The organism is Flavobacterium hydrocarbonoxydans (genome assembly GCF_009789235.1).
Classification (GTDB): Bacteria; Bacteroidota; Bacteroidia; order Flavobacteriales; family Flavobacteriaceae; genus Flavobacterium; species Flavobacterium hydrocarbonoxydans.
Map to the genome: position 1 here is coordinate 21492 of NZ_WSTB01000002.1, position 22546 is coordinate 44037.

General features: G+C 34.6%; 17 protein-coding genes. 3 read left to right on the plus strand and 14 right to left on the minus strand.

Annotated features, from left to right (window positions below; translation table 11 throughout):
* Positions 1-14 precede the first annotated feature (14 nt).
* Positions 15-461, plus strand: coding sequence for a hypothetical protein (locus GON26_RS03305; protein ID WP_160373309.1), 447 nt, complete (start codon positions 15-17; stop codon positions 459-461).
* A gap of 67 nt (positions 462-528) precedes the next feature.
* Here the strand turns inward: GON26_RS03305 and GON26_RS03310 are convergent, their stop codons facing one another.
* Positions 529-2916, minus strand: a complete 2388-nt coding sequence (locus GON26_RS03310; protein WP_160373310.1) for a penicillin acylase family protein — start codon at positions 2914-2916, stop codon at positions 529-531.
* Positions 2917-3031: 115 nt separating this feature from the next.
* On the opposite strand from GON26_RS03310, the gene GON26_RS03315 reads away from it, so the two are divergent.
* Both GON26_RS03315 and GON26_RS03320 read left to right on the plus strand, forming a co-directional pair.
* A complete protein-coding gene (locus tag GON26_RS03315; RefSeq protein WP_160373311.1) occupies positions 3032-4594 on the plus strand; it encodes a hypothetical protein in 1563 nt (520 codons plus the stop codon).
* Positions 4595-4690: 96 nt separating this feature from the next.
* The gene (locus GON26_RS03320; protein ID WP_160373312.1) at positions 4691-6490 is read left to right on the plus strand and encodes a hypothetical protein; all 1800 of its coding nucleotides are present in this window, start codon (positions 4691-4693) and stop codon (positions 6488-6490) included.
* A gap of 69 nt (positions 6491-6559) precedes the next feature.
* Here the strand turns inward: GON26_RS03320 and GON26_RS03325 are convergent, their stop codons facing one another.
* From GON26_RS03325 to GON26_RS03385, 13 genes are all read right to left on the minus strand, one after another.
* The gene (locus tag GON26_RS03325; protein ID WP_160373313.1) at positions 6560-6979 is read right to left on the minus strand and encodes a YMGG-like glycine zipper-containing protein; all 420 of its coding nucleotides are present in this window, start codon (positions 6977-6979) and stop codon (positions 6560-6562) included.
* Positions 6980-7094: 115 nt separating this feature from the next.
* A complete protein-coding gene (gene kynU, locus GON26_RS03330; protein WP_160373314.1) occupies positions 7095-8372 on the minus strand; it encodes a kynureninase in 1278 nt (425 codons plus the stop codon).
* 465 nt (positions 8373-8837) lie between these two features.
* Entirely contained in the window at positions 8838-9887 is a 1050-nt protein-coding gene (gene queA, locus GON26_RS03335) for a tRNA preQ1(34) S-adenosylmethionine ribosyltransferase-isomerase QueA (protein ID WP_160373315.1), read from the minus strand.
* Positions 9888-10238: 351 nt separating this feature from the next.
* Positions 10239-11462 carry a 3-phosphoshikimate 1-carboxyvinyltransferase gene (aroA, locus tag GON26_RS03340; protein WP_160373316.1) on the minus strand — a complete coding sequence of 408 codons (1224 nt, stop codon included), beginning with the start codon at positions 11460-11462 and terminating at the stop codon, positions 10239-10241.
* 135 nt (positions 11463-11597) lie between these two features.
* Positions 11598-11924 (minus strand): nucleotide pyrophosphohydrolase, encoded by a 327-nt coding sequence (locus GON26_RS03345; RefSeq protein ID WP_012022600.1) that lies wholly within the window; start codon positions 11922-11924, stop codon positions 11598-11600.
* Positions 11925-12036: 112 nt separating this feature from the next.
* Positions 12037-12648 (minus strand): hypothetical protein, encoded by a 612-nt coding sequence (locus GON26_RS03350; RefSeq protein WP_160373317.1) that lies wholly within the window; start codon positions 12646-12648, stop codon positions 12037-12039.
* Between the two features lie 67 nt (positions 12649-12715).
* Complete coding sequence (locus GON26_RS03355) at positions 12716-14701, minus strand: DUF3857 domain-containing protein (RefSeq protein ID WP_160373318.1); 1986 nt, start codon at positions 14699-14701, stop codon at positions 12716-12718.
* Between the two features lie 4 nt (positions 14702-14705).
* Positions 14706-16718: a DUF3857 domain-containing protein gene (locus tag GON26_RS03360; protein WP_160373319.1), complete on the minus strand. Its 2013-nt coding sequence runs from the start codon at positions 16716-16718 to the stop codon at positions 14706-14708.
* Positions 16719-16724: 6 nt separating this feature from the next.
* Positions 16725-18632 (minus strand): DUF3857 domain-containing protein, encoded by a 1908-nt coding sequence (locus GON26_RS03365; RefSeq protein WP_160373320.1) that lies wholly within the window; start codon positions 18630-18632, stop codon positions 16725-16727.
* 64 nt (positions 18633-18696) lie between these two features.
* Entirely contained in the window at positions 18697-19149 is a 453-nt protein-coding gene (gene dtd, locus GON26_RS03370) for a D-aminoacyl-tRNA deacylase (RefSeq protein WP_160373321.1), read from the minus strand.
* Between the two features lie 138 nt (positions 19150-19287).
* Positions 19288-20271: a ribosome small subunit-dependent GTPase A gene (gene rsgA / locus GON26_RS03375; RefSeq protein WP_160373322.1), complete on the minus strand. Its 984-nt coding sequence runs from the start codon at positions 20269-20271 to the stop codon at positions 19288-19290.
* Between the two features lie 271 nt (positions 20272-20542).
* Positions 20543-21625 carry a bifunctional 3-deoxy-7-phosphoheptulonate synthase/chorismate mutase type II gene (locus GON26_RS03380; RefSeq protein ID WP_160373323.1) on the minus strand — a complete coding sequence of 361 codons (1083 nt, stop codon included), beginning with the start codon at positions 21623-21625 and terminating at the stop codon, positions 20543-20545.
* 13 nt (positions 21626-21638) lie between these two features.
* Complete coding sequence (locus tag GON26_RS03385; RefSeq protein ID WP_160373324.1) at positions 21639-22496, minus strand: prephenate dehydrogenase; 858 nt, start codon at positions 22494-22496, stop codon at positions 21639-21641.
* Between the last annotated feature and the right edge of the window lie 50 nt (positions 22497-22546).

Sequence of the window (22546 nt, forward strand, 5' to 3'; positions counted from 1 at the left end):
ATTAAAATTAACCTATGAGCTATTTAAAAAAGTATTCCGTTTTAGTTTTATTATTATCCGTATTTGTTCCCGCTGTTTGTGTTTCGCAAACAAATCCTCCTCCGGTTGCTATGCCAACCCAGCAAAATAAAATTATAGTCGATAAAATTATTGAAGCTGCAAACTACAAAACTTACTTTACTGATTATTGTTTAGCCAAAATAAACGCAACAGCCGAGAAAGAAAAATGGAACGACCAGAAAACTAACGAAATCACTGGAAGTATCAATTTTAGAAATTTCAGGGATGCCGTTTATAATATGTTTGCTTTTTATAACGAAGTAGAATTAGAAGAGCTCTTATCAAAATACAAAAAAGACAGCAGCTATCAGACGCAAAACGTAATTACTGCCAATAAAATAGTTACCAGTAACCTTGAAATATTTGCAAAATCACTGGTTGAAGGCCGATATGTAAAATAGATTTCATAAAAAATCCCTTTGTCAAATTCAATTTTAACAAAGGGATTTTTTATGCTTTTAAAACAAATTATGGTTTGGGTTTAAAAACCAATTTTGTCGAAGTTTTAATGATCTCTTCTTTATTGAGTTTCATTTTTCTAAACTTTCCTGCATTGTACATTTCGGCCTGATCGTCGTAATGTTTGCTGAACGGATTTCCGGATTGTCCTGTTGGTAAAATACTCCAGCTGTTTTCGATATCAGAGAAATCGACAATTCTTCGGGTCGAAGGACCACCTTTTACATAATATTTTCCTTCATCATTAAATCCGAAAAACAAATTATTGATTACCTCATTTGAGCCTGGGCTATCGAATGGCCCAACATTGAATAATTTGCGTAAAGCAGCCACTTTTCCTAGAGGATGCTCATGCTCTACGGTATGAACTTTACCCCAATTCCAGGCAGCAATATCGTTTCCTAATTGTTTTTTAAGTTGAGAAACCGCTTCGTTAAACGACTTAGAAACAATTTCGATTCTGGTTTCTTTTTTATTTTTGGTTTTAATGTCATCCCACCAAACCGAATTTTCAAGAGCAATTTGTCTGGCGATAACTTGTTTTCCGATATGAGTGCCTAGAAAAACATCAAATTCATCAGAACCCATTTCGTCTTCAAAAGTATTTTTTAGATATAAATAAATCCATTTATTGTAAATGGTTGGAGCAACATCTTCCAGATTATTGGTTCCTTTCCAGGATTTCAAAACTTCAATTATTTTTTTTCCCTCTGCATCTAAATTTTTCAGATTAACATTCGAAATTAAACTTTTTACTGTTGTTGTCGCCACGCTCGAAGTATTATCATAAATCATTTGGCTAATCGCTTCTTTATCCCAATCTGATTTGGTATCTAATAATCCCGAAATTCTTTTGGCTCGGTCTTCGGGCAGATAATAACCCGGATACAAATACCCGTCAACCGCTTCCGGTTGGTTATTGGCTGAATATACATAACCCCATTTAGGGTTTTCTGCCGATGGATTTTTAGTAAAATCTAAATATTCTGCAATATCATCTTTACCACTGGCGCCATCCAAAATCAAGAACGAATTAACTCCTTTATTGTGTTTGTATAGTTTTCCTGTTGCCCACCAACCCACATTTCCTTTGGCATCCCCGTACATGACATTCAAACCAGGAGCAGCTACTAATTGTACTCCTTTTTTAAAATCTTCTTTGCTTTTGGCATGAGATAATCCGTAAACGGCATCCAGAATCTGAATAGGCTGCTGGGTATAAATCCATGACATCGCAATTGGTCTTTTGCTTTTTAAATTGGCCAAAACATCATTCATAATCGGTCCGTGGCGGCTAGACTTAACCGTAAGCACCACATCCGAAGTATCTTTTACTTTTATGGTTTTTTTTCTGGTTTCGTAGGTACTGAAACCAGTTGGTGTTTGGTATTGATTTGCATCATCTGCTTTATTGGTTTCCTGATAAAAGTCGATATCGTCATTTTCGAACATCGTCAATCCGTAACTATATTCACGATTGTGTGCCAATAAAGGAAACGGCGTTCCTGCCAGATAACAGCCATATAATTCGAATTTTGGTGTAACCAAATGTGCTTCGTACCAGGTGGCAGGCTGTGAAAACCCAATATGGGGATCATTGGCAAAAATAACTTTCCCGGATTTTGTTTTTGTACCGCCTACAACCCAGCTGTTACTCCCTACAAAAGGCGGAATTGGAGAAGCATCCAACAACGAAGCAACCGACTTTGAAATGGCTGTGTATTCCTCAAGATGCTCTTTTGAACTTTTTATTTGCGTAGTATTAAACTCGCCCTCGATTCCTAAATCTTTTAAATATTCAGCCCCATATTTCGCTTTTATATCCGTCAATAATGGATCTGTTTTTTGAGCCATCGCAAAACTAAAAGACATATAGCCAAAAATATTATAAACGTCTTTTATCGTAAATTTTTCTTTTTTTACGCCTACCAAAGTAAACTCAACCGGTGTAACGCCTTCGTCAAGATATTGATTAATTCCGTCCAGATACGCCATCGTCATTTGATAGCTCTGACTATTTTTATCCAGTTTTGCTATGGCTTTCGCCGAAGCTTCTTCGATACCAATTCCGGAGAAAAATTTATCATTTTTAAGCGCTACAGAGCCAAAAATTTCAGACAAGCGTCCTGGTGCAATTCGGCGCAGCAATTCCATCTGCCATAATCTTTCCTGTGCATGAACGTAACCCAAAGTTGTCATAGCATCTTTTTCAGATGCAGCATAAATATGAGGCACTCCAAAATCATCAAAGTAAACAGTGGTTTCTTTTTGGAGGTTTTTGAGTTTTAATTCACCTTCGTATTGGGGTTTCAGATGAAAAATATAGGCACATAAACCTATGGCAGCCATCACAATAATAACCACCAGCACCAGTACTACTTTTTTTAATTTTTTCATATTTGATAATCTAAGCAAATAAACGTTTTGGAAATGATATAACTTAAAAACAGAATCCTATAAAAAGAATTGTTTATAAAAGCCTAAATTTATGTAATTAAAACCAATACCCTAAATGTCAAACTATAAAAAAATAGCAATCGGAATAATTTCTGTCTTCTTTTTTGTGATTTTAGTCAATTTTGGTCTCAATTTTTGGATAAAAAAGCAATTACCGAAACTTATTCACGAGAAAAACAAAACGGCTTATAATATCAATTATGAAAAGATAGAAGTTTCACTTTGGTCAAGAAACATCTATGCCGAAACCTTATTGGTTCATCCAAAAAATCAATTGAAAAACACTACCGCCAAAACCGGAATTTATACTAAAATAGAATCGATTACCATCAAACATTTCAATATTTGGGATTTGGCTTTTCGGGACATTATTCAGGCCGAAAGTATCATTATCAATAAGCCCGAAGTGATTTTATATAAAAAGAATAACAAACTTCTGAATAACAGTAAGAGTATAAAGACTCAGATTATTGAACCGTTTCGAAAAATTATAGCCGTTTCGAATATTTATCTGAATGAAGGAAGTATTGATGTTGTGGCTTTAAAAAATGACAAACCCATTTTGAGTGTCAAAAACATCATCCTGAAACTCGAAGGTATTTTGATTACCGATGCTACTTTAAAGAAAAAAATCCCGGTTGAGTATCAAAAATATGCTTTGGTTTGCGATAGTTTGTACTACAAGCCAAGTGCATTTTACCATCTTACTATTGGAAAAATCAGTACCGAAAAGAATTTCTTAAAAGTTAAAAATTTTGCTCTTTTACCAGAATATAATCGTCGTGAATTTGTTCAGAAATTAGAGAAGGAGAAAGATATTTATACTTTAAAACTCGATTCGGCCAGCGTCGAGAAAATAGATTGGGGTTTTAAAAATGATCGTTTTTTCTTTAAGGCAAATTCTATTGTGGCGAATCACTTAGATGCTAATATCTATCGAAATAAAATGCCAAAAGATGATTTAAGCAAAAAATACCTTTATAATGCTTTGCTACGAAAAATTAAATTTCCGCTGAAAATTGATACGCTGCAAGTCCTGAAATCAAAACTCGTTTATGAGGAAGAAATTGATTTTACAAAAGGACCCGGCGTTTTAACCTTTGATCATTTTAATCTTCAGGCTACCAATATCCAGAGTGGTTTTGGCTTAAAAAAAGCGGATGATTTAAAAATAAAAGTCAATTGTCGATTCATGAAAAATTCGCCATTAGATGTTGACTGGAGATTTAATATTTTAGATAAAAAAGATAGTTTTCATATTCAGGGAACCATTGCCAACTTTGATGTCGCAGCACTGGCAAGATTCACTAAGCCGTATATGAATACCTCGTTTACAGGAACTTTTGGTAATTATCATTTTAATTTTTATGGAAATGATGCTACAGCCACAGGTAATGCTTCGCTGGAATATGACGATTTGAAAGTAAAATTATACCAAAAGAAAAACCCTGAAAAAGAAGCAAAAATCAAATCTGCTATTGCTAATTTGGTATTAAAAAATGATTCTGATGATAACGCCAAAAAAGCAGCTGTAGAACTAGACAGAATTCAGGAGAAATCATTTTATAACTTCTTGTGGAGAAGCATCGCCGAGTCGCTGAAGAAAATTTTGATTTAAATCACATTCAAAAACCAACAACTCTTTACAAACCTGATATTTATCACGTTTTAAATACCTATTTTTTTCAACATTTGTTTTTTAAATGAAAGACAAATGATAAAAAACCCAATTCACACTTTTCATATCCCGGTTATGGGACTCGCCTATACTATCGACAGCCCTATTCGGGTAGGACAATATGGTATTTCGTCTGTAATTTCGATTGCAGATGATGATTTGATTGAAAAAATGCGCAACTTTTATAGCTCGAAATTTAATTTTCCGTACGAAGAAATCAATCAAAAATTTCAGGATTACCGGGCTCAGAGAATTACTTCTTATCTTAATCTGGTTGACCGGATTGTAAAGCAAAAATTTGAAAGTTTTAAAACAGAACTAGCCGAAAGCAAAACTTCTCTGGAAAATTACATGGCGATGCTTCCTAATACTTCTGTCATCAAAAAAGGGTTTCAAAATCTGCTGGAAGACGGAATTTCATTCAAAGAAAATATTCAAAACTATATCGAATCGCAACTTTCAATGGGAGCGATTGATGTGAATATCATGACCAAGCTCGATAAGGATAATTTTGAAAAAGAAGAACAGTTACCCATCGAATTTAATGATGCTCATGCCGCTTTGAGAGGTTTTGCGAACAGCAATCTGGAATCGGCGGTCGTGCTTTCGGCAGGAATGAATCCGAGGCTTTATAGTTATTTCGAAAACTTTTTGGATTTTTTTCCAGATAAAAACCATCATCTTAAAAAGAAAATCATTTTAAAAGTCAGCGATTATCGATCGGCCGTGATTCAGGGAAACTTTTTTGCAAAGAAAGGTCTTTGGGTTTCGGAATATCGCATAGAATCAGGATTGAATTGTGGTGGACATGCTTTTGCAACAGATGGATTATTATTGGGACCTATTTTAGAAGAATTTAAACAAAAGAAAGAACAACTCCTTCAGTCTTCACATGAATTGATGATTAAAGCATTAGAGCAAAAAAACCTGTATCATCCATCAAAACCTTTGCCTGTAAAAATCACGGTACAAGGTGGTGTAGGTACAGCCGAAGAACATGAATTTTTATTAAACAATTACAACATAGATTCTGTGGGCTGGGGTTCTCCGTTTTTACTAGTTCCTGAGGCTACTTCTGTAGATAAAGCCACCCGGAATTTATTAATTGAGGCCAAAGAAGATGATTTGTATTTAAGTCAGATCTCGCCTTTGGGAGTACCTTTTAATACTTTGAAAGGAACGACAAATGAGTTTTTAAAACAGGAAAGAATTCGCAAAAACAAAGCAGGCAGTTCGTGCCCGAAACGTTTTTTGGCATTGAGCAAAGAATACGATTATAAAGGCATTTGTTCAGCTTCGAAAAAATTTCAGGACATCAAACTCGCAGAATTGGAAACTATAAAAAACACCATTCCGCTTTCAGAGTTTGAAAAAAGTAAAAACCGAATTACCGAAAAATCCTGTTTGTGCGTTGGTCTTGCCAATGCGTCTTATTTGGAAAATAATATTAAAATAAAAGGGCAGGATCAGGGAGTTGTAATCTGTCCCGGGCCTAATATAGCTTATTTCGATCAGGAAGTTTCTCTGAAAGAAATGGTACAACACATTTATGGACAGAAATCTATTCTCAGTACAACAAATCGCCCTCATTTGTTCGTGAAAGAACTGAAGATGTATATTGCTTATTTGAAGAATGAAATCGAAAACATTGCTGGAGAAAAAACCGCTTTACAAATTAAAAAGTGGAATACATTTAAAAATAATCTCCTTAGCGGAATTGACTATTATGAAAAATTATTTTCTACAACATCCTATTTTAAAAATGATTTGAAGAAAATCAACAGTGAATTTGAAGGCCTTAAAACAAAATTAACAGCAATGGAAATCCCCCAATGACATTGCTAAAACGGAGAAACCCGGCCTAAATTTAAGCCGGGGTTCTTTTATCTATAAAATCTTTTATACTTATTTCTTTTTACTATCAATAATAGCTCCGGTTCCAGCACCTACTCCGGCTCCGGCAAGACCACCAATAATGGCACCTTCGCCTTTTTTCTTACTGATAATAGCTCCAGTTGCTGCTCCAACACCTGCTCCAATCACCGCTCCTTTTGCAGTTGAACTCCAGCCTTTCTTTTTAGCTGTAGTAGTAGTTGTTGTAGTTCCATCATTTTGATGTACTACTACGACTTTTTGAGCCGCTGCGGCTTTTTCCTGCTCCTGGTTCGCCATCTCTGTTTTTACAGAATCGATTATTCTTTGTTTATCCATTTCAACTTTCATCGAATCGATGCTGGCCTGCTTGGCTTGCTTAACATCCATTTTTCCCTGATTTTGACAAGAAACGATACTTAAAGCGACGATTAAAAAATATATTGCTTTCATGATTGTAGCTTTTTTAAATTATACACTACAAAGAAACAGACTAGACCTTTTATAAAAGTTATATGATTTTAGAAAATGTTTACACAATTAAACAGTCAGGCTTTCATTTACTCATTTACTTCCCTTGAATTCCTTTTTTCAAAATCTGCCCAAAATCATACATGTCTTCATAAGAACAATACAATGGAACTGGTGCTAAACGAATTACATTTGGTTCACGCCAGTCTGTAATCACACCATTTTTCATTAAATAATCAAACAAACTTCTGCCTTCGCCGTGCAGAAAAACAGATAATTGCGAAGCTCTTTCTTCCTGACTTGAAGGTGTGATAATCTCGAAAGTACTATCGACTTCTTTGTCTATTTCGTGCAGAATAAATTCTAAATAAGCCGTGATTTTATCTCTTTTTTCGATCAAAGCATCCATTCCAACCTCAGCAAACATTTCAACTGAAGCCAAATACGGCGCTAAAGAAAGTACCGGTAAATTACTAATTTGCCATCCGCCTGCTCCCTGAACCGGATCGAAAGTAGGTTCCATCTTGAAACGACGTTCTTTATTATGTCCCCACCAGCCAGCAAATCGTGGCAAATCCGGATTATTATGATGTCTCTCGTGTACGAAACAGCCGGAAGCATTTCCAGGCCCTGAATTCATGTATTTATAACTGCACCAGGCAGCAAAATCTACATTCCAATCGTGCAGTTCCAGTTTGATATTTCCAGCGGCGTGTGCCAGATCCCAACCTACTTTTGCGCCCGCTTTTTGTCCGGCTGCTGTAATGGTTTTGATATCGAAAACTTGTCCGGTATAATAATTTACGCCTCCTATTAGAACCAAAGCCAGTTCATCGCCCACTTCTTCAATTTTGGCTAAAATATCTTCGAGACGGATGTTGTGTTCGCCTTCTCTGCGTTTGATTTCTACGATTGCATCTTCGGGTTTATAACCGTGAAAATGCACCTGACTCTGAAACATATATTGGTCGGATGGAAACGCTTTTTCTTCGCAGATGATTTTATAACGTTTGCCTTTTGGCTGATAAAATGACACCATCAGCAAATGAAGATTCACCGTCAGGGTATTCATCACCGTTACTTCTGATGGTAAAGCGCCTACAATTTTGCTTAATGGTTCTGCAAATCTTTCCTGATAATCCCACCAGGGTTTTTCGGCATAAAAATGACCTTCAACTGCAAGGTTTCCCCAGTCGTCCATGATTTCATCTACGTAGGCTTTGGTGCGTTTTGGTTGTAAGCCGAGTGAGTTTCCTGTGAAATAAATAACACGTTTGTTGTTTACTTTAGGGAAAATGAATTCGTATTTATAGTGATTAAATTTGTCTTCGACATCTTGCTGTTGTGCGAATTCGCGTGTATTTTGGAACGTCATTGTTTTTGTTTTGAATGGTAAAAATAAGAAAAAAGTTTGTTTTGTTTCAGGTTTCAGGTTTCAAGTTGTGAGTTGTGGGTTGTGAGTTTTCTGGGTTGTGAGTAATAAGACGCGGATGGAAAGGATTCGCTTTCGCGAAAACGCGGATTAAAACGGATTTTTCTTTTTTCTTTGAAACTTGTATTTTGAACTTGAAACCTGAAACTTGGAATTTGAACTTGAACTTGGAATTTGGAATTTGGAATTTGGAATTTGAAGCTGCGTTAGGGATAGTAATGGAAAGCTTTTGCGATGAAAACCTTAGTAATACTGCAACGAGGAAGCGACCAGCGGAAGCTCCCGCAGTGCTGTATTACTTGGTTTTTATTGCAAAACTTGTAATGGATAGCCCGTAATACGCCCAAATTATAAACAAAAAAACCTGCCATTGCTGACAGGTTTATATTTTTGATGTATCTGTTTGAATTAGATAATTAACATTGCATCTCCATAAGAGTAGAATTTGTACTCTTCTTTGATGGCTTCGTCGTAAGCGCGTTTCATTAAATCGTGACCACAGAACGCAGAAATCATCATTAACAATGTTGATTTTGGCGTGTGGAAATTGGTAATCATACAGTTTGCAATACTAAAATCGTGAGGAGGGAAAATAAATTTATTTGTCCAGCCTTCGTAAGGATTTAAAGTATTTTGTGATGAAACCGAACTTTCGATAGCACGCATCGAAGTAGTTCCAACGGCACAAATACGTTTTTTGTTTACTTTCGCATTGTTTACGATATCGCAGGCTTCCTGCTTGATAATCAATTCTTCAGAATCCATTTTGTGTTTAGACAAATCTTCAACCTCAACTGGGTTGAAAGTTCCTAAACCTACGTGAAGGGTAACTTCAGCAAAGTTGATTCCTTTGATTTCCAGTTTTTTCAAAAGGTGTTTCGAGAAGTGCAAACCAGCAGTTGGTGCCGCTACAGCTCCTTCTTCTTTTGCATAGATGGTTTGGTATCTTTCAGCATCTTCTTCAGTTACTTCTCTGTTGATGTATTTAGGAATTGGAGTTTCTCCCAATTCTGTCAGTTTGTTTCTGAATTCTTCATAAGAACCATCGTATAAGAAACGTAACGTTCTTCCACGAGAAGTCGTATTGTCGATAACCTCAGCCACTAACGAATCGTCGTCGCCAAAATAAAGTTTGTTACCAATTCTGATTTTACGGGCAGGATCTACCAAAACATCCCAAAGGCGTTGTTCAGCATTTAGTTCTCTCAATAAGAAAACCTCGATTCTGGCTCCTGTTTTTTCTTTGTTTCCGTACAAACGCGCAGGGAAAACTTTAGTATTATTAAGAATCAAAACGTCTCCGTCATCAAAATAATTGATAACATCTTTGAACATTTTGTGTTCTATAGTTTGTTTTTTGCGGTCAATTACCATTAAACGAGACTCATCTCTATTTTCTGCTGGAAATTCGGCCAAAAGTTCTTTTGGTAAATTGAAACTGAAGTGTGATAATTTCATATTAAAGTGTAGATTTTAAAATATCAATTTTAGATTTTTTTATCTAAAATTTTAAATCGTGTGCAAATATACGATTGTGAGATAGGCGTTGTCAAGTGTTTTGACGTTTATTTTCAAAAGTAGCTGATTTAGTGGGGTTTTGGCTTGGTTAAAAAAAGGGTTTTCACCATATAAGTGATATAAGTTCATTTAATAAGATTGGTTATTAAAGGATTCTTCAGTATTGTTTTGGCTAAAGCCGAAAAACAAACCATAAAAAAACCTCCAGTTGAAATTGGAGGCAATTCATTTTAAAGTTCAACATTTAGATATTCTATTTAAATGAACTTATATAACTTATATGGTAAAAAATTACAATTCTGAAACTTCGAAGTTTACTTGTTTTAAATCTTCCCAGAAATCAGGATATGATTTTGAAACTACTTCGGCATTTTCGATAATAATCGGAACTTTCAACGCCAAAGGTGCAAATGCCATTGCCATACGGTGATCGTTGTATGTTGCAATTTTTACATTATGATTGATGTTGTCCGAAAGTCCTAAAGTCAGGCTGTCATTAGTCACCGAAATATTAGCTCCTAATTTTGTCAATTCAACTTTAAGTGCTTCCAGTCTGTCCGTTTCTTTAATTTTTAAAGTATGAAGACCTGTAAGATGACAACCAATTCCTAAGCCAAGACAAGTTACCACAATAGTTTGTGCGATGTCCGGTGTATTGTTTAGATCGAAAGTAACGTCTTCGAATTTGAAATTTGGTTCTTTTTTCAGCGTCATTTTATTTCCGTCGAAAGAAGTTTTGATTCCCATTTTTTCGTAAATCGAAATCAAATCTGAATCTCCCTGTAAACTATTTTCTTTGTAACTGCTTAATGTGATCGAAGCTGTATCTGCCAAAGCGGCGATACTGAACCAGTATGAAGCCGAACTCCAGTCAGACTCCACGACCATTTCTTTTGAAGCTACATTTTCTTTCGGGAAAACTTTAATTACATTTCCTTCAAAACTGGTTTGAATATCTAAATCATTTAGCAAAGCCAAAGTCATTTTGATGTACGGAATAGACGTAATCTCGCCTTCTAAAGTCAGTTCTAAACCATTTTCAAGTTTGGAAGCCACTAATAAAAGTGCCGAAATATACTGGCTGCTCACATTGGCTGCAAGACTTACTTTCGACGCCGTAACTTTTTTTCCTTTTATTCTAATTGGCGGATAGCCTGCTTCTTTTTCGTATGAAATCTCGACTCCTAATTGTGCCAACGCTTCTACCAAAATTTTTATCGGACGCTCCTGCATTCTGCTGGAACCTGTCATCACTACTTCGCGGCCTTCGTTTACAGCAAAATAAGCCGTTAAGAAACGCATTGCAGTTCCGGCATGGTGAATATCTACAATTTCGTCATTGCCTACCAAAGCTTTTTGCATGACTTCGCTGTCGTCTGAGTTGGAAGTGTTTGCCAAAGTAATATTGGGGAACAAGGCTTTTAGCAATAACAAACGATTGGTTTCGCTTTTTGAGCCTGTGATTTTTATTTCAGATTGAAGATTGAAGTCTTTAGATTGAAGAAGTAAATTCATTTTATTTGATTGTAAGTTGTGAGTTGCGCGTTATGATGGATTCCAAACATAATTCAGCTGCGCAATTTACCACTCCACATCCAAAATTCAAAATTCAAAACCCACAATTCAAATTTTATAATTGATATATCACAATTATTTCAATTTATCGTTGTTTTTATGACGGTCTTTATCCCTAACCGATTTTAAATCCATTTTTTTATCAAAAGCGGCCTGCAAATCGATTCCGGTTTGGTTTGCCAAACATAAAACCACAAACACCACATCGGCCAGTTCTTCGCCCAGATCTTTGTTTTTATCACTTTCTTTCTCTGATTGTTCTCCGTAACGGCGGGCAATAATTCTGGCTACCTCGCCTACTTCTTCAGTAAGTTGTGCCATATTGGTCAATTCATTAAAATAGCGAACTCCGTGTTCTTTTATCCAGGTATCGACATCGAGTTGTGCGTTTTTCAAATCCATTTTTAATTATTTTTTAATCCTGCTAAAATAAAGTTTTATTTTTTTATAAAATAATAGGGTATGGTTTATTTAACCCTTGAAGGGTTTGAAACCCTTCAAGGGTTAAATAAAACTATTCGATAATTAAATCACTTATAGTGTTTAGACTTTGTTGCTGATGATGATAAAAAATAAAGTTTTCTACATCATCAAACAATTTAATGACATCATCTCTTTTTAATTTTGTTGGTCTGTTCGAAATTATTGTTCCATATGATGACCATGGATACAAACTCATTTGTTTAACAAAACCGTGGTGTACTGGGTTGTTGTGTATGTAAAAAATTAATTTTTGAAAATATTTTTCAGAAGTTACCGTTTTTCTTTTGAAGGTTGCCTCAAACAATTTTCCAGTTCTATTGTGGCGCTTGTTTATTCCTTGTGTGTAGGCATTAAAGAAGTGCGAAAACTGCTTTGATGGGTCAATGACTTTTGGATTCTCAGTTGTAGAATATGTTAGGTTTTTCTGTTCAATCTCAGCCTTTTCTTTTATTCGGACTAAAATATGGAAATGATTTTTCAATAAACACCAAGCAAATGTTTCAGCAATAGGTTCAATATATTTAGCATACAACCTCAGGAAATAGTAGTAATTCTCGCTGTCCAGAAAAACATCAATTCCGTTATTACCTCGATTATAAATATGATAATAACTCCCGTAAAGTATGGGCTCTTTAATTTGCATTGTTAAATCTTTTATTCAAAAAAACCCTTGAAGGGTTTGAAACCCTTCAAGGGTTAAATCTAAAATATTATATTTTTTTCAGTACAATTTTTTCAGTCTGACTCACAATCATTTTCTGAAAAATTTCTTTTAAGACGCTATATTGCCCGGCCGCAAAAACGCTGGTATTAATTTCTTTTAAACAACTAATCTGAATTTTATTTGCCTGATTTACAATATTAAATTTATAAATTATCCCATTATCTTCAACTGCAATATGAATAGGTTTAGGAATTGTTTCTACTACATATCCTTCAGGAATTTCAAGATTTATATTGTATTTTTCCTGTGTGGGATATCCAAAACAAATTGGCATTTGTCTGTTTTCCTGAGTAAATGGATTTTTAGTATTGGTAAAAAACAACATCGGATTTATATATATTTTATCGCCTATAACATCTGATAAATTCGCTGATGCAAAATCAAAATTCTCCAAAATATTCTTATCGTAATTACTCTTTTTATTTTCTCCAACATAATTGGAGATTTTCAAATTGCCCCATCTTGCTTCCAGTTTTTCGAGATAATTTTCCTCATTCGTATTGGCATAATCTACCCTAAAACGGTAGGCGTCATAATCTGTTTTTTGAATTCTGACTTTTCCGTTTAGTTTTCCTAAATTATCAATTGTAGCAAGTAATGTAATGTTTTCCTTAGAAAGGTTTGTTGGTACTAAGTTTATTTCCTGAGAAGTTCCGTCCTGCTTAACAAGTCTTCCGGTCCAGTTTAAAACATTTAAAGGAAGAATATTAGGCGTTGTAAATTTATGGGTGGCATCAAGTAAGATTTGTTTTCCATCAATTTGAGCAGCGGCAATTACATAATTGAAACCTGTTCTTGTTGGGTAAACCGGCATTCCGTTCTGAATAGTACTCACCAAAACAGGATTGACTTCTATTCCTGCTACCCTGAGCATATTTATCAAAATAAAATTAATTTCGGCAACATTTCCTGTCTGGTCTTTATAGGCTTTTACAACACCTTTGTCTGTATAATAATCGTTTTTTTCGTCCCAGTTCATTTTATTCTGAACGAATTTAAAAATAAGATCTAACCTTTCGCTTTTCGATTCAATATCCCCTATTACACTTTTTACATCTTCAATAAAAAATGTTTTTTGGTCTAGTTCTTTACCAAACTTTTCATCTTTATAAATAGTTTTAGCGACACCTTCCCAGGTCATTGCATAATCTTTCACGGGCATTTCCGGCATTCTGACTCTTTCGAGTTCATGCTGAATTGTAGCTGTATAATTATCCGGATTATCTACATAAGGTTCCTCTAAAAGAGCAGGAATATCATTGCCGGAATATAATCCGTTTATTTGTTTATAAGATAAACGAGTCGTCTGACTGTATTGATTTTCGAAAGTCTGAGTCCCGTTAACAAGTTCCGAGTTCGTTTTAATTTGCAGGAAACCAATCAATATTGGCTTGTAAATATAGAACTCGGGTAACTCTGTTTTATATTCAAAATAATTTACAGGAATTTCATATTGTATTTTAAAATCAGGAAAATGAACAATATTTTCAGACTTCAGAACATATTTAAATTCTATTACCGACCCTACTTTTACATTAGGCATTGTGATAGTTTTCTCGCTCCAATATTTGTTTATATTGTTCTTAAAAGTGCCCTGACCATCCAGTTTTGTTTTTACGATGCTTGCGTTTTCGAGATTATAAGTTATACTATTTGAGAACTCCAACACATCTCTATTCATGTTTTCGTAACCTACATAAAACCTTACTTTTTGATTGGCCCAGCTTAGTCCATCTTTTTTATAAATTTTTATTTTAAACTCATAAACATGATTGGCTACAAACCCACTACTTTTGTTATAAGTAAAGTATGTTCTTGCTTTTTTAAATAATATTGCGGCAGGAGCGGCAGAATCTTTTGGATGTGTTTTTTCCTGTAACTCCGCTATAGTTACTTTTCCCAACTCATAATTTTGCGCTTTAACATTTGCAAAAAAGCATAAAAAAGCAACTACAACCAACGTTGATCTCATAAAATTAGATTCTTTTTAAAACAATTTTCTCCGTTTGTTTTGCAATCATTGCCTGATAATAATCTTTAAGCATTGGATACATTTCTGCACCTACAATAGGCTGGTTGATTTGATGAGAAACCATCAATTGCAAATTATTTTCAGTCCTTGAAATATTGAATTTAAAACTTCCAACTCCCTCTTCCATGTTTATTATAACTGCTTCCGGCAAAGTTTCTACGGTAAAACCTTCCGGTATTTGAATCGTAATATTGTATTTATCTACATACGGAAATCCAAAATCTACCGGATATTCCCTTACTTCTTGTTTAAAAGGATTTTCACTATTGGCAAAAAACAACATTGGACTAACATAAATTTTTCCTCCTATTACCTCACATAAGTTGTTCCCGGAAAAGGAATAGGTCTCTATTGTTGGCAATAAAATTTCATTTTCGTTGGTTCGTTTATATTCGCTAATTTCAATTTTATCATTTTGATTTTCAAGGTTTTCCAAATACGCATCTTCTTTTACATTATCAATATTGTGTCTCGTAATCAAAGCATTGTAATCTGTACATTGTCTTTTGGTTTTTCCTGTAACTTTCCCTTCAGCATCGATGCCATAACTTAAAAAAACAACATCATTTGAAGATTTTTTTGGCATCAGGTCAATATCTTCAGAAGAACCGTCTTTTCTAATCAGTCTCCCATGCCAGTTCAAATCTCTTATTGGCAAAATATTGGGTGTTGCAAATTTATCCGTAGCATCAAGCAATACATGTCCGCTTGGTGTTTCTACAGACGCAATTACATAATTATAAGCTGTTCTGTTAGGAAACAAAGAAATTCCGTTATCACGGGTACTTACTAAAACCGGATCTGCATTTAGTCCAGCATAACGCAGCATCGATGTTAGCATTAAATTGATATCGGCTACATTTCCTACTTTTTCTTTATAGGCTTTTTTTACTCCATTCTCGCAGCTGTAACCATAAAATTCATTCCATTTTACACTTGATTTCACATGGTTTAAAATCACCATGATTTTTTCTTCAGGAGTAGTGGCTGTCGCTAATAGTGGCTTTAAGTTATCTTCGTAATAGCCTGTTTTATTTAATTCAGGTCCAAAATCATCATAATTATAAATCGTTTTCACAACAGAATTCCAATCAGAAGAATAGGATTTAACAGGGCTATTAGGGTATTTTACAATAGATAATTCATGCTCTAAACTAAGTGTATAATTATCAATATTATTTACATACGATTCCTCTTTCATGGCAGGTAAACCCTCTGCCTTATAAGTGGTTTTTGTTTCAATATAATCAACATTACTAGTAGTATAAGAAGTTTGAACCACACGATCACCTGATCTTTCTTTATTGGTAAAAGATATTGTTTTCGTCTTTTTTTCGGATGAAACGTCAGTAGCAAAAAAACCTTTTTGCCTTACATTAAAAATATAATACTCAGGAACATAAGTAATATATTCCGAATAATTTACCGGAATACTGGTTTGAAATTTCCAATCTCTCATCCAGCCAATATTTTCGGTTCTTACCACATATTTGTATTCTATCACAGAACCTTCCTTAACATTAGGCATTGTGATTTTTTTTCGGCCTCTGTACTTGTTAATATTTTCGTCAAAAATACCATCACTTTTTAATTTAGTCTTTTCAACTTTACCGTTTACTAAATTAAATGTATTGGCATCCGAGAAACTTACCGCTTCTTTACTATTATTTCCCAGATAATACCCCACACTTTGATTAGCCCAGTCATACCCTTCTTTTTTATAGATTTTAATGCGTGTTTCAACTTCCGTTATAAGAACAAAACCATTCGTTAAGTCATATTCTATTTTTGATGTTCCATTTTTAAATAATATGGCCGCCACAGCTGCAGTATCTTTTGGGTGTGCTTTCTCCTGCAATTCTGCTACCGATACTTTTCCAAGTTTAAATTCCTGTGCTTTTGCATTTGAGAAAATAAGCAACAAACTTAATAGGCTGAATAATTTAATAAATTTCATTGTGATCTAGTTCTTGGTTAATATAATTTTGGCGTTATCGTTTTTTGAAACCTGTTCCATAAACAATCTAAATTCGTCATATTCTTTATTCGAATATTTTCCTTTATTTAAAGACATTGAACGTTTATATAACAATTTATTATTTTCTTTTTTGATAAAATCAGCTTTGTACTCACCAAACTTTCCTTTTATTTCTAAAGTTGATGGAATAAATTCGATTGAAAAACCTGCTGGTAAATTAATTTCAATTTCATCTGTATCCAGATAGCCTCTCTGAATTTGAAATGGGCTTTTTCTATTTCGAATGCGTTTTACATTTGTAGCATTTTTATTAAAAACATCTACAGCAAAAATCATTTTATTGGCCGAAATATTGGCGTAGTTAGCAGCACTAATTTGAATATCTTCAGTAAAGCGAACATTTTCTTTATCGTTATTGAAGCCTATTTTGCCTAATTTCAAATTATTAACATTGTCCCAATATTCTTTGTAGTGTTTTTCTTTTTCTGTAGGCTGCATCGTTTCAACCCTTGCTTTTGAACTGTATTGTGTGCCTTCTGATACTATAGAAATGTTTCCGGAAAGGTTACCATTTTCGTCAATAGAATAAGCTCCTTTGTCTATTTGAGTATTTGTTTTGTCTTCATAAATTTTAGTGCGGACAATTTCGCCTCCATCCGGTTTAATAACCAGAACATCACGATCGTCCGTAAAAGTTCCCTGATACCCAAAAGGATCATCCTGACTTGTACATTCTAACCAGGTATAATTGTTCCCGTTAGGGATAGACAAAATCATGTGATTTCCCTGCATAGAAACAAAATCAGATTCTATATTGGTTTTATATGAGTCCCCATACAAAACTGTATTATAAGACGGAACATCTACAGCCTGTAAAAGCGCTTTGGTATAATTGGTCAATGCTTTACAGTCTCCGTACCCTAATCGATCTACATCTGTCGCCAGCATAGGTTTCCAGCCTCCAATACCGACCTGAATACTTACATATCTCGATTTTTTCTGAACAAAGTCGTATATTATTTTTGCTTTTTTTACTGGATCTTTTTCATCTCCTACAAGTGCTTTTATTTTGGTTTTGGTTTCTTCCGGCAAATCAGTTGTTCCTGATAAAATTTTCTCTGAGTACCATTTACCAAAATCCACCCAGTTCGTAGCAGTACCGTCAACCCCTTCTAAATGAAAACGCTCTAAGCCCATCATCACTTTCGGAAAAAGGTCTTTATACGAAGGACTGTAATCTTCTTGTTTTTGAGCAGGGATAAAACTGGCCACATACGAAAGCTGACCCTCAGAATCTGTTACTTTTTTTACATTAAAATTAGTAAACTGAAATTCCTTCTTTTTAAAACCTAATTCGTTTAGATATGTAACATTCAGCGATGCTTGTTCAATACTTGTATTAAAACTTCTTATGGGCATCCATTTAGGAATAAATGCGGTTGACGAAGTTTGTACCTCGCTGATAAATTCTACAGTAAACGGGTAAGAAACAGCAGTATAATCTAAAAACATATACCTGCTATCCGAAAAAAGCGTACCTCCTCCCACAACACTTTGGTCTTTAAAATCTTTTCGTTTAATTTTTTTGATTTCTCTACCAAAAGCATCATAAATTATGGCTTCGATACTTTTTACCGAAGTTGATTTATCATAGAATTCAAAAGCTTCAGTTGCATCAAAACCTCTTTCATTCAGGACGGTTACAACGCGATGATTTTTGGTGTTCATACTTCGTTGAGAAGAAATTGTTATATCCACCTGATTCAAACGCACCACAGCATTTGCATTTTCTTTAAGGCTATCAGCAATAGACAAAACGGAATAATCACTCTTTTGACCATAAGAAATAAGGGAAAAGAAGCATAAAAATAAGACGTAAAAACTAGATTTCATTTAGTAGGTAATTTCTCCAAATATATATTATTTTTAGAAATCTTTAACAAATGTTCAAATGTTTTTATTCTCTATTTTTGCTGTCTATCAAAATAGTTACCGGGCCGTCATTTAACAGGCTGACTTTCATATCGGCACCAAAAATTCCGGTTTGTATTTTTTTATTAAAGTCTTTTTCTAAAGATTTTACAAAATTCTCATACATCGGAATTGCGAATTCTGGTTTTGAAGCTTTTATGTACGAAGGACGATTTCCTTTTTTTGTAGAAGCATGAAGTGTAAATTGACTTACTACAATAATATCGCCATCAACATCCTGAACCGAGCAGTTCATAACGTCATTTTCGTCGCCAAAAATGCGTATTTTGACAATTTTACCCACTAACCAGTCGATATCTTCCTGGGTATCGATATCCTCAATTCCGACAAGAACCAATAATCCTTTTTGAATATCGGCTACAATTTTAGAATCGACAGTTACTGAGGCCTGAGAAACTCTTTGGAGGACAACTTTCATTTATTATCTAATGATGTGGTTTTTGCCACAGATTACACGGATTAAAAAGATTTAAATTCCTAACCTTAGATGCACTGCAGTGCATCTCTACAATAAGACTTTTTAGCAATTTCTGATTTGGAATTTCTAAATTGGAATTTATTTCTGATTTCTAGTTTCATCGCTAATCTTACGATCTTCATCATACGAATCGGTGCGGTAATTTTCTTCATCGCCTTCCAGGATTTTCAGATAACTATTATAACGCGACCAGGCAATTTCGTCTTTTTCCAAAGCCGCTTTTACAGCACAATGTGGTTCTTCTTTATGCAGACAATTATTGAATTTACAACCGTCTTTCAACTTGAAAAATTCAGGAAAGTAACCACTGATTTCTTCTTTTTCCATATCCACAATTCCGAAACCTTTGATTCCGGGTGTGTCAATAATTTTTGCATTAAAAGACAAATCATACATTTCGGCAAAAGTAGTGGTGTGCTGTCCTTGTTTACTAGCTTCAGAAATAGTTTTGGTTTTAAGATGTAAAGAAGGTTCCATAGCATTTACCAGAGTCGATTTTCCAACACCAGAATGTCCTGAGAACATACTTACTTTACCAATCATCATTTCTTTCAATTCTTCAACACCTTTCATTTCTGTTGATGACACGCGAAGACATTTGTAACCAATTTGTTCATACACATACTGCATGTATAATTGATCATCAAGAGTAGTCTCATCAAAAGTATCAATTTTATTAAAAACTAAAATCGTTTCAATATTATACGCTTCTGCAGTTACCAAAAAACGGTCAATAAAATTAAAAGTCGTTGGAGGATTATTGATTGTAATCAAAAGAAAAACACGATCGATATTCGAAGCAATAATATGCATCTGATGCGACAGATTAACCGATTTACGAACGATATAATTTTTTCGCTCGTGAATATGATGAATCGTACCCGTTACAGCATCCGAAGTTTCTTCAAGCTCATAATCTACAATATCGCCCACAGCAATAGGATTGGTACTTTTGATTCCTTTCATCCTAAATTTCCCTTTCATGCGGCATTCTATAAAATCTCCTTGTTCCGATTTTACAGTGTACCAACTTCCTGTAGATTTATATACGAGTCCTGTCATAGACGATTTTAGATTTTAGATTTCTGATTTTAGATTTCTGATTTGAAATCTAATACTTCGCAAAGATAAATGAATAATTTGAACCATATAAGTTATATAAGCGAATATAAACCCACTTAAATTTCAGATTGGTTATAAATGAGAAAATCTCCAAGTTTCATCGAAACATTGGAGATTTTCTAAAAAATATTACACGATGATATAAGAAAACTTAAGCTCTGAAATCGCAAAAACTTAAATTAACTTATATCACTTATATGGTTTTAAAAAATTAAGCATTCAATACTTTTTCCTGGTGACCGATACTTTCCTGGTGAATCGCTTTGAATAATTTCAAAACAAACTCTTCAGTAAGACCTTTTTTCTCACCTTCCAAAATCATTTTCCCTAAGATTTCGTTCCAACGGTTATTTTGAAGAATAGCAACGTTAGCGTCTTTTTTCACCTGACCAATTTCGTCCGCAACTTTCATACGTTTTCCTAATAATTCTAATAAGTTAGCATCCAAAACATCGATATTAGCTCTTAATTTCGACATTTTTTGTCCGTACTCATCTGTAGTATTATCAACATTTCTTACTTTCAAATCTTTGAAAATTTGTTTCAAAGCATCCGGAGTAACTTGTTGAGCAGCATCAGACCAGGCGTTGTCCGGATCAATATGCGTTTCGATAATCATACCATCGTAGTTCAAATCAAGAGCTTCTTGCGTTACTTCCAAAATCATTTTACGATCTCCGGTAATGTGAGATGGATCGATGATTAATGGTAAATCAGGGAATTTATTTTGCAATTCGATAGCAATCTGCCATTCTGGAATGTTTCTGTATTTTGTTTTTTCGTAAGTCGAAAATCCTCTGTGAATAACTCCTAATTTCTCGATTCCAGCCATGTGTAAACGCTCAACACCACCTAACCATAAAGCTAAATCCGGGTTTACAGGGTTTTTAACCAAAACGATTTTGTCAGTTCCTTTCAAAGTATCTGCAATTTCCTGAACTGCAAATGGGTTTGCTGTTGTACGGGCTCCAACCCATAAAACGTCGATATCATGTTCCAAAGCCAATTTACAGTGAGCAGCAGTCGCAACTTCTGTTCCCATCAATAAACCAGTTTCAGCTTTTGCTTTTTGCAACCATTTCAAACCAATTTCCCCAACACCTTCAAATCCTCCCGGACGCGTTCTTGGTTTCCAGATACCAGCTCTAAAAACACTTACATCCGAATTTTTAAGCTCATGCGCAATTTTCAATACTTGTTCTTCCGTTTCTGCACTACAAGGTCCAGCTATCACAAGTGGGTGATCCAAATTGAACTCTTCTAACCACTTTCTCATTTCTTTCTTATTTTCCATCTTTTTTTTTAGTTTATTTTTTAATAGTTAATCCGTTTAATATTTCTCTAATTTTATTTGTGCTTTCCATTTCTTCAAAAATGGCATTGTAATTTTCATCCTTTAATAAATCCCTAAACCGACTCAGATTCGAAATATATTCTTCTAAAGTCTCGATAACGTGCTCTTTGTTTTGTTTAAAAATCGGTGTCCACATGGCTGGCGAACTTTTCGCTAGACGTACCGTACTTTCAAAACCACTACCCGCCATATCAAAAATATCCTGTTCATCCTTTTCTTTATTCATCACCGTTTTTCCAAGCATAAACGAACTAATGTGCGACAAATGCGAAACATAAGCAATGTGTTTATCATGCGAAGTCGGATCCATATACCGAATCCTCATGCCGATTTCGCTAAAAAGCTTCAATGCTTTTTCCTGCAGTTTAAAAGTGGTTTTTTCCACCTCGCAAATAATATTCGTTTTCCCCTGAAACAATCCTTTTATCGCTGCCGAAGGTCCCGAAAATTCTGTTCCTGCAATCGGATGCGTCGCTATAAAATTTCTTCTTTTCGGATGATTAGCTACTGCATCACAAATAGGTTTTTTAGTCGAACCTACTTCAAAAACAATCGTTTTATCTCCAACCAAGTCCAAAACTTTAGGCAAAACCAAAAGTGCCACATCCACGGGAACCGAAACAATTACAAAATCGGCATCACCCAAATCTTCAAACTTTCCAGCCTGATCAATAACCCCCAAATCAATCGCTTCCTGCAAGTGTTTTTCGTTGTTATCAATCCCAAAAATAGTTGCGTTCGGATGTTGCGATTTGATGTCCAGCACCATCGAACCTCCTATTAACCCTATTCCTATTACATATACTTTCATATTAATTTTTATTAGAAGCTAATCCTGCTATCCGTTGCAATCTTTTCTGC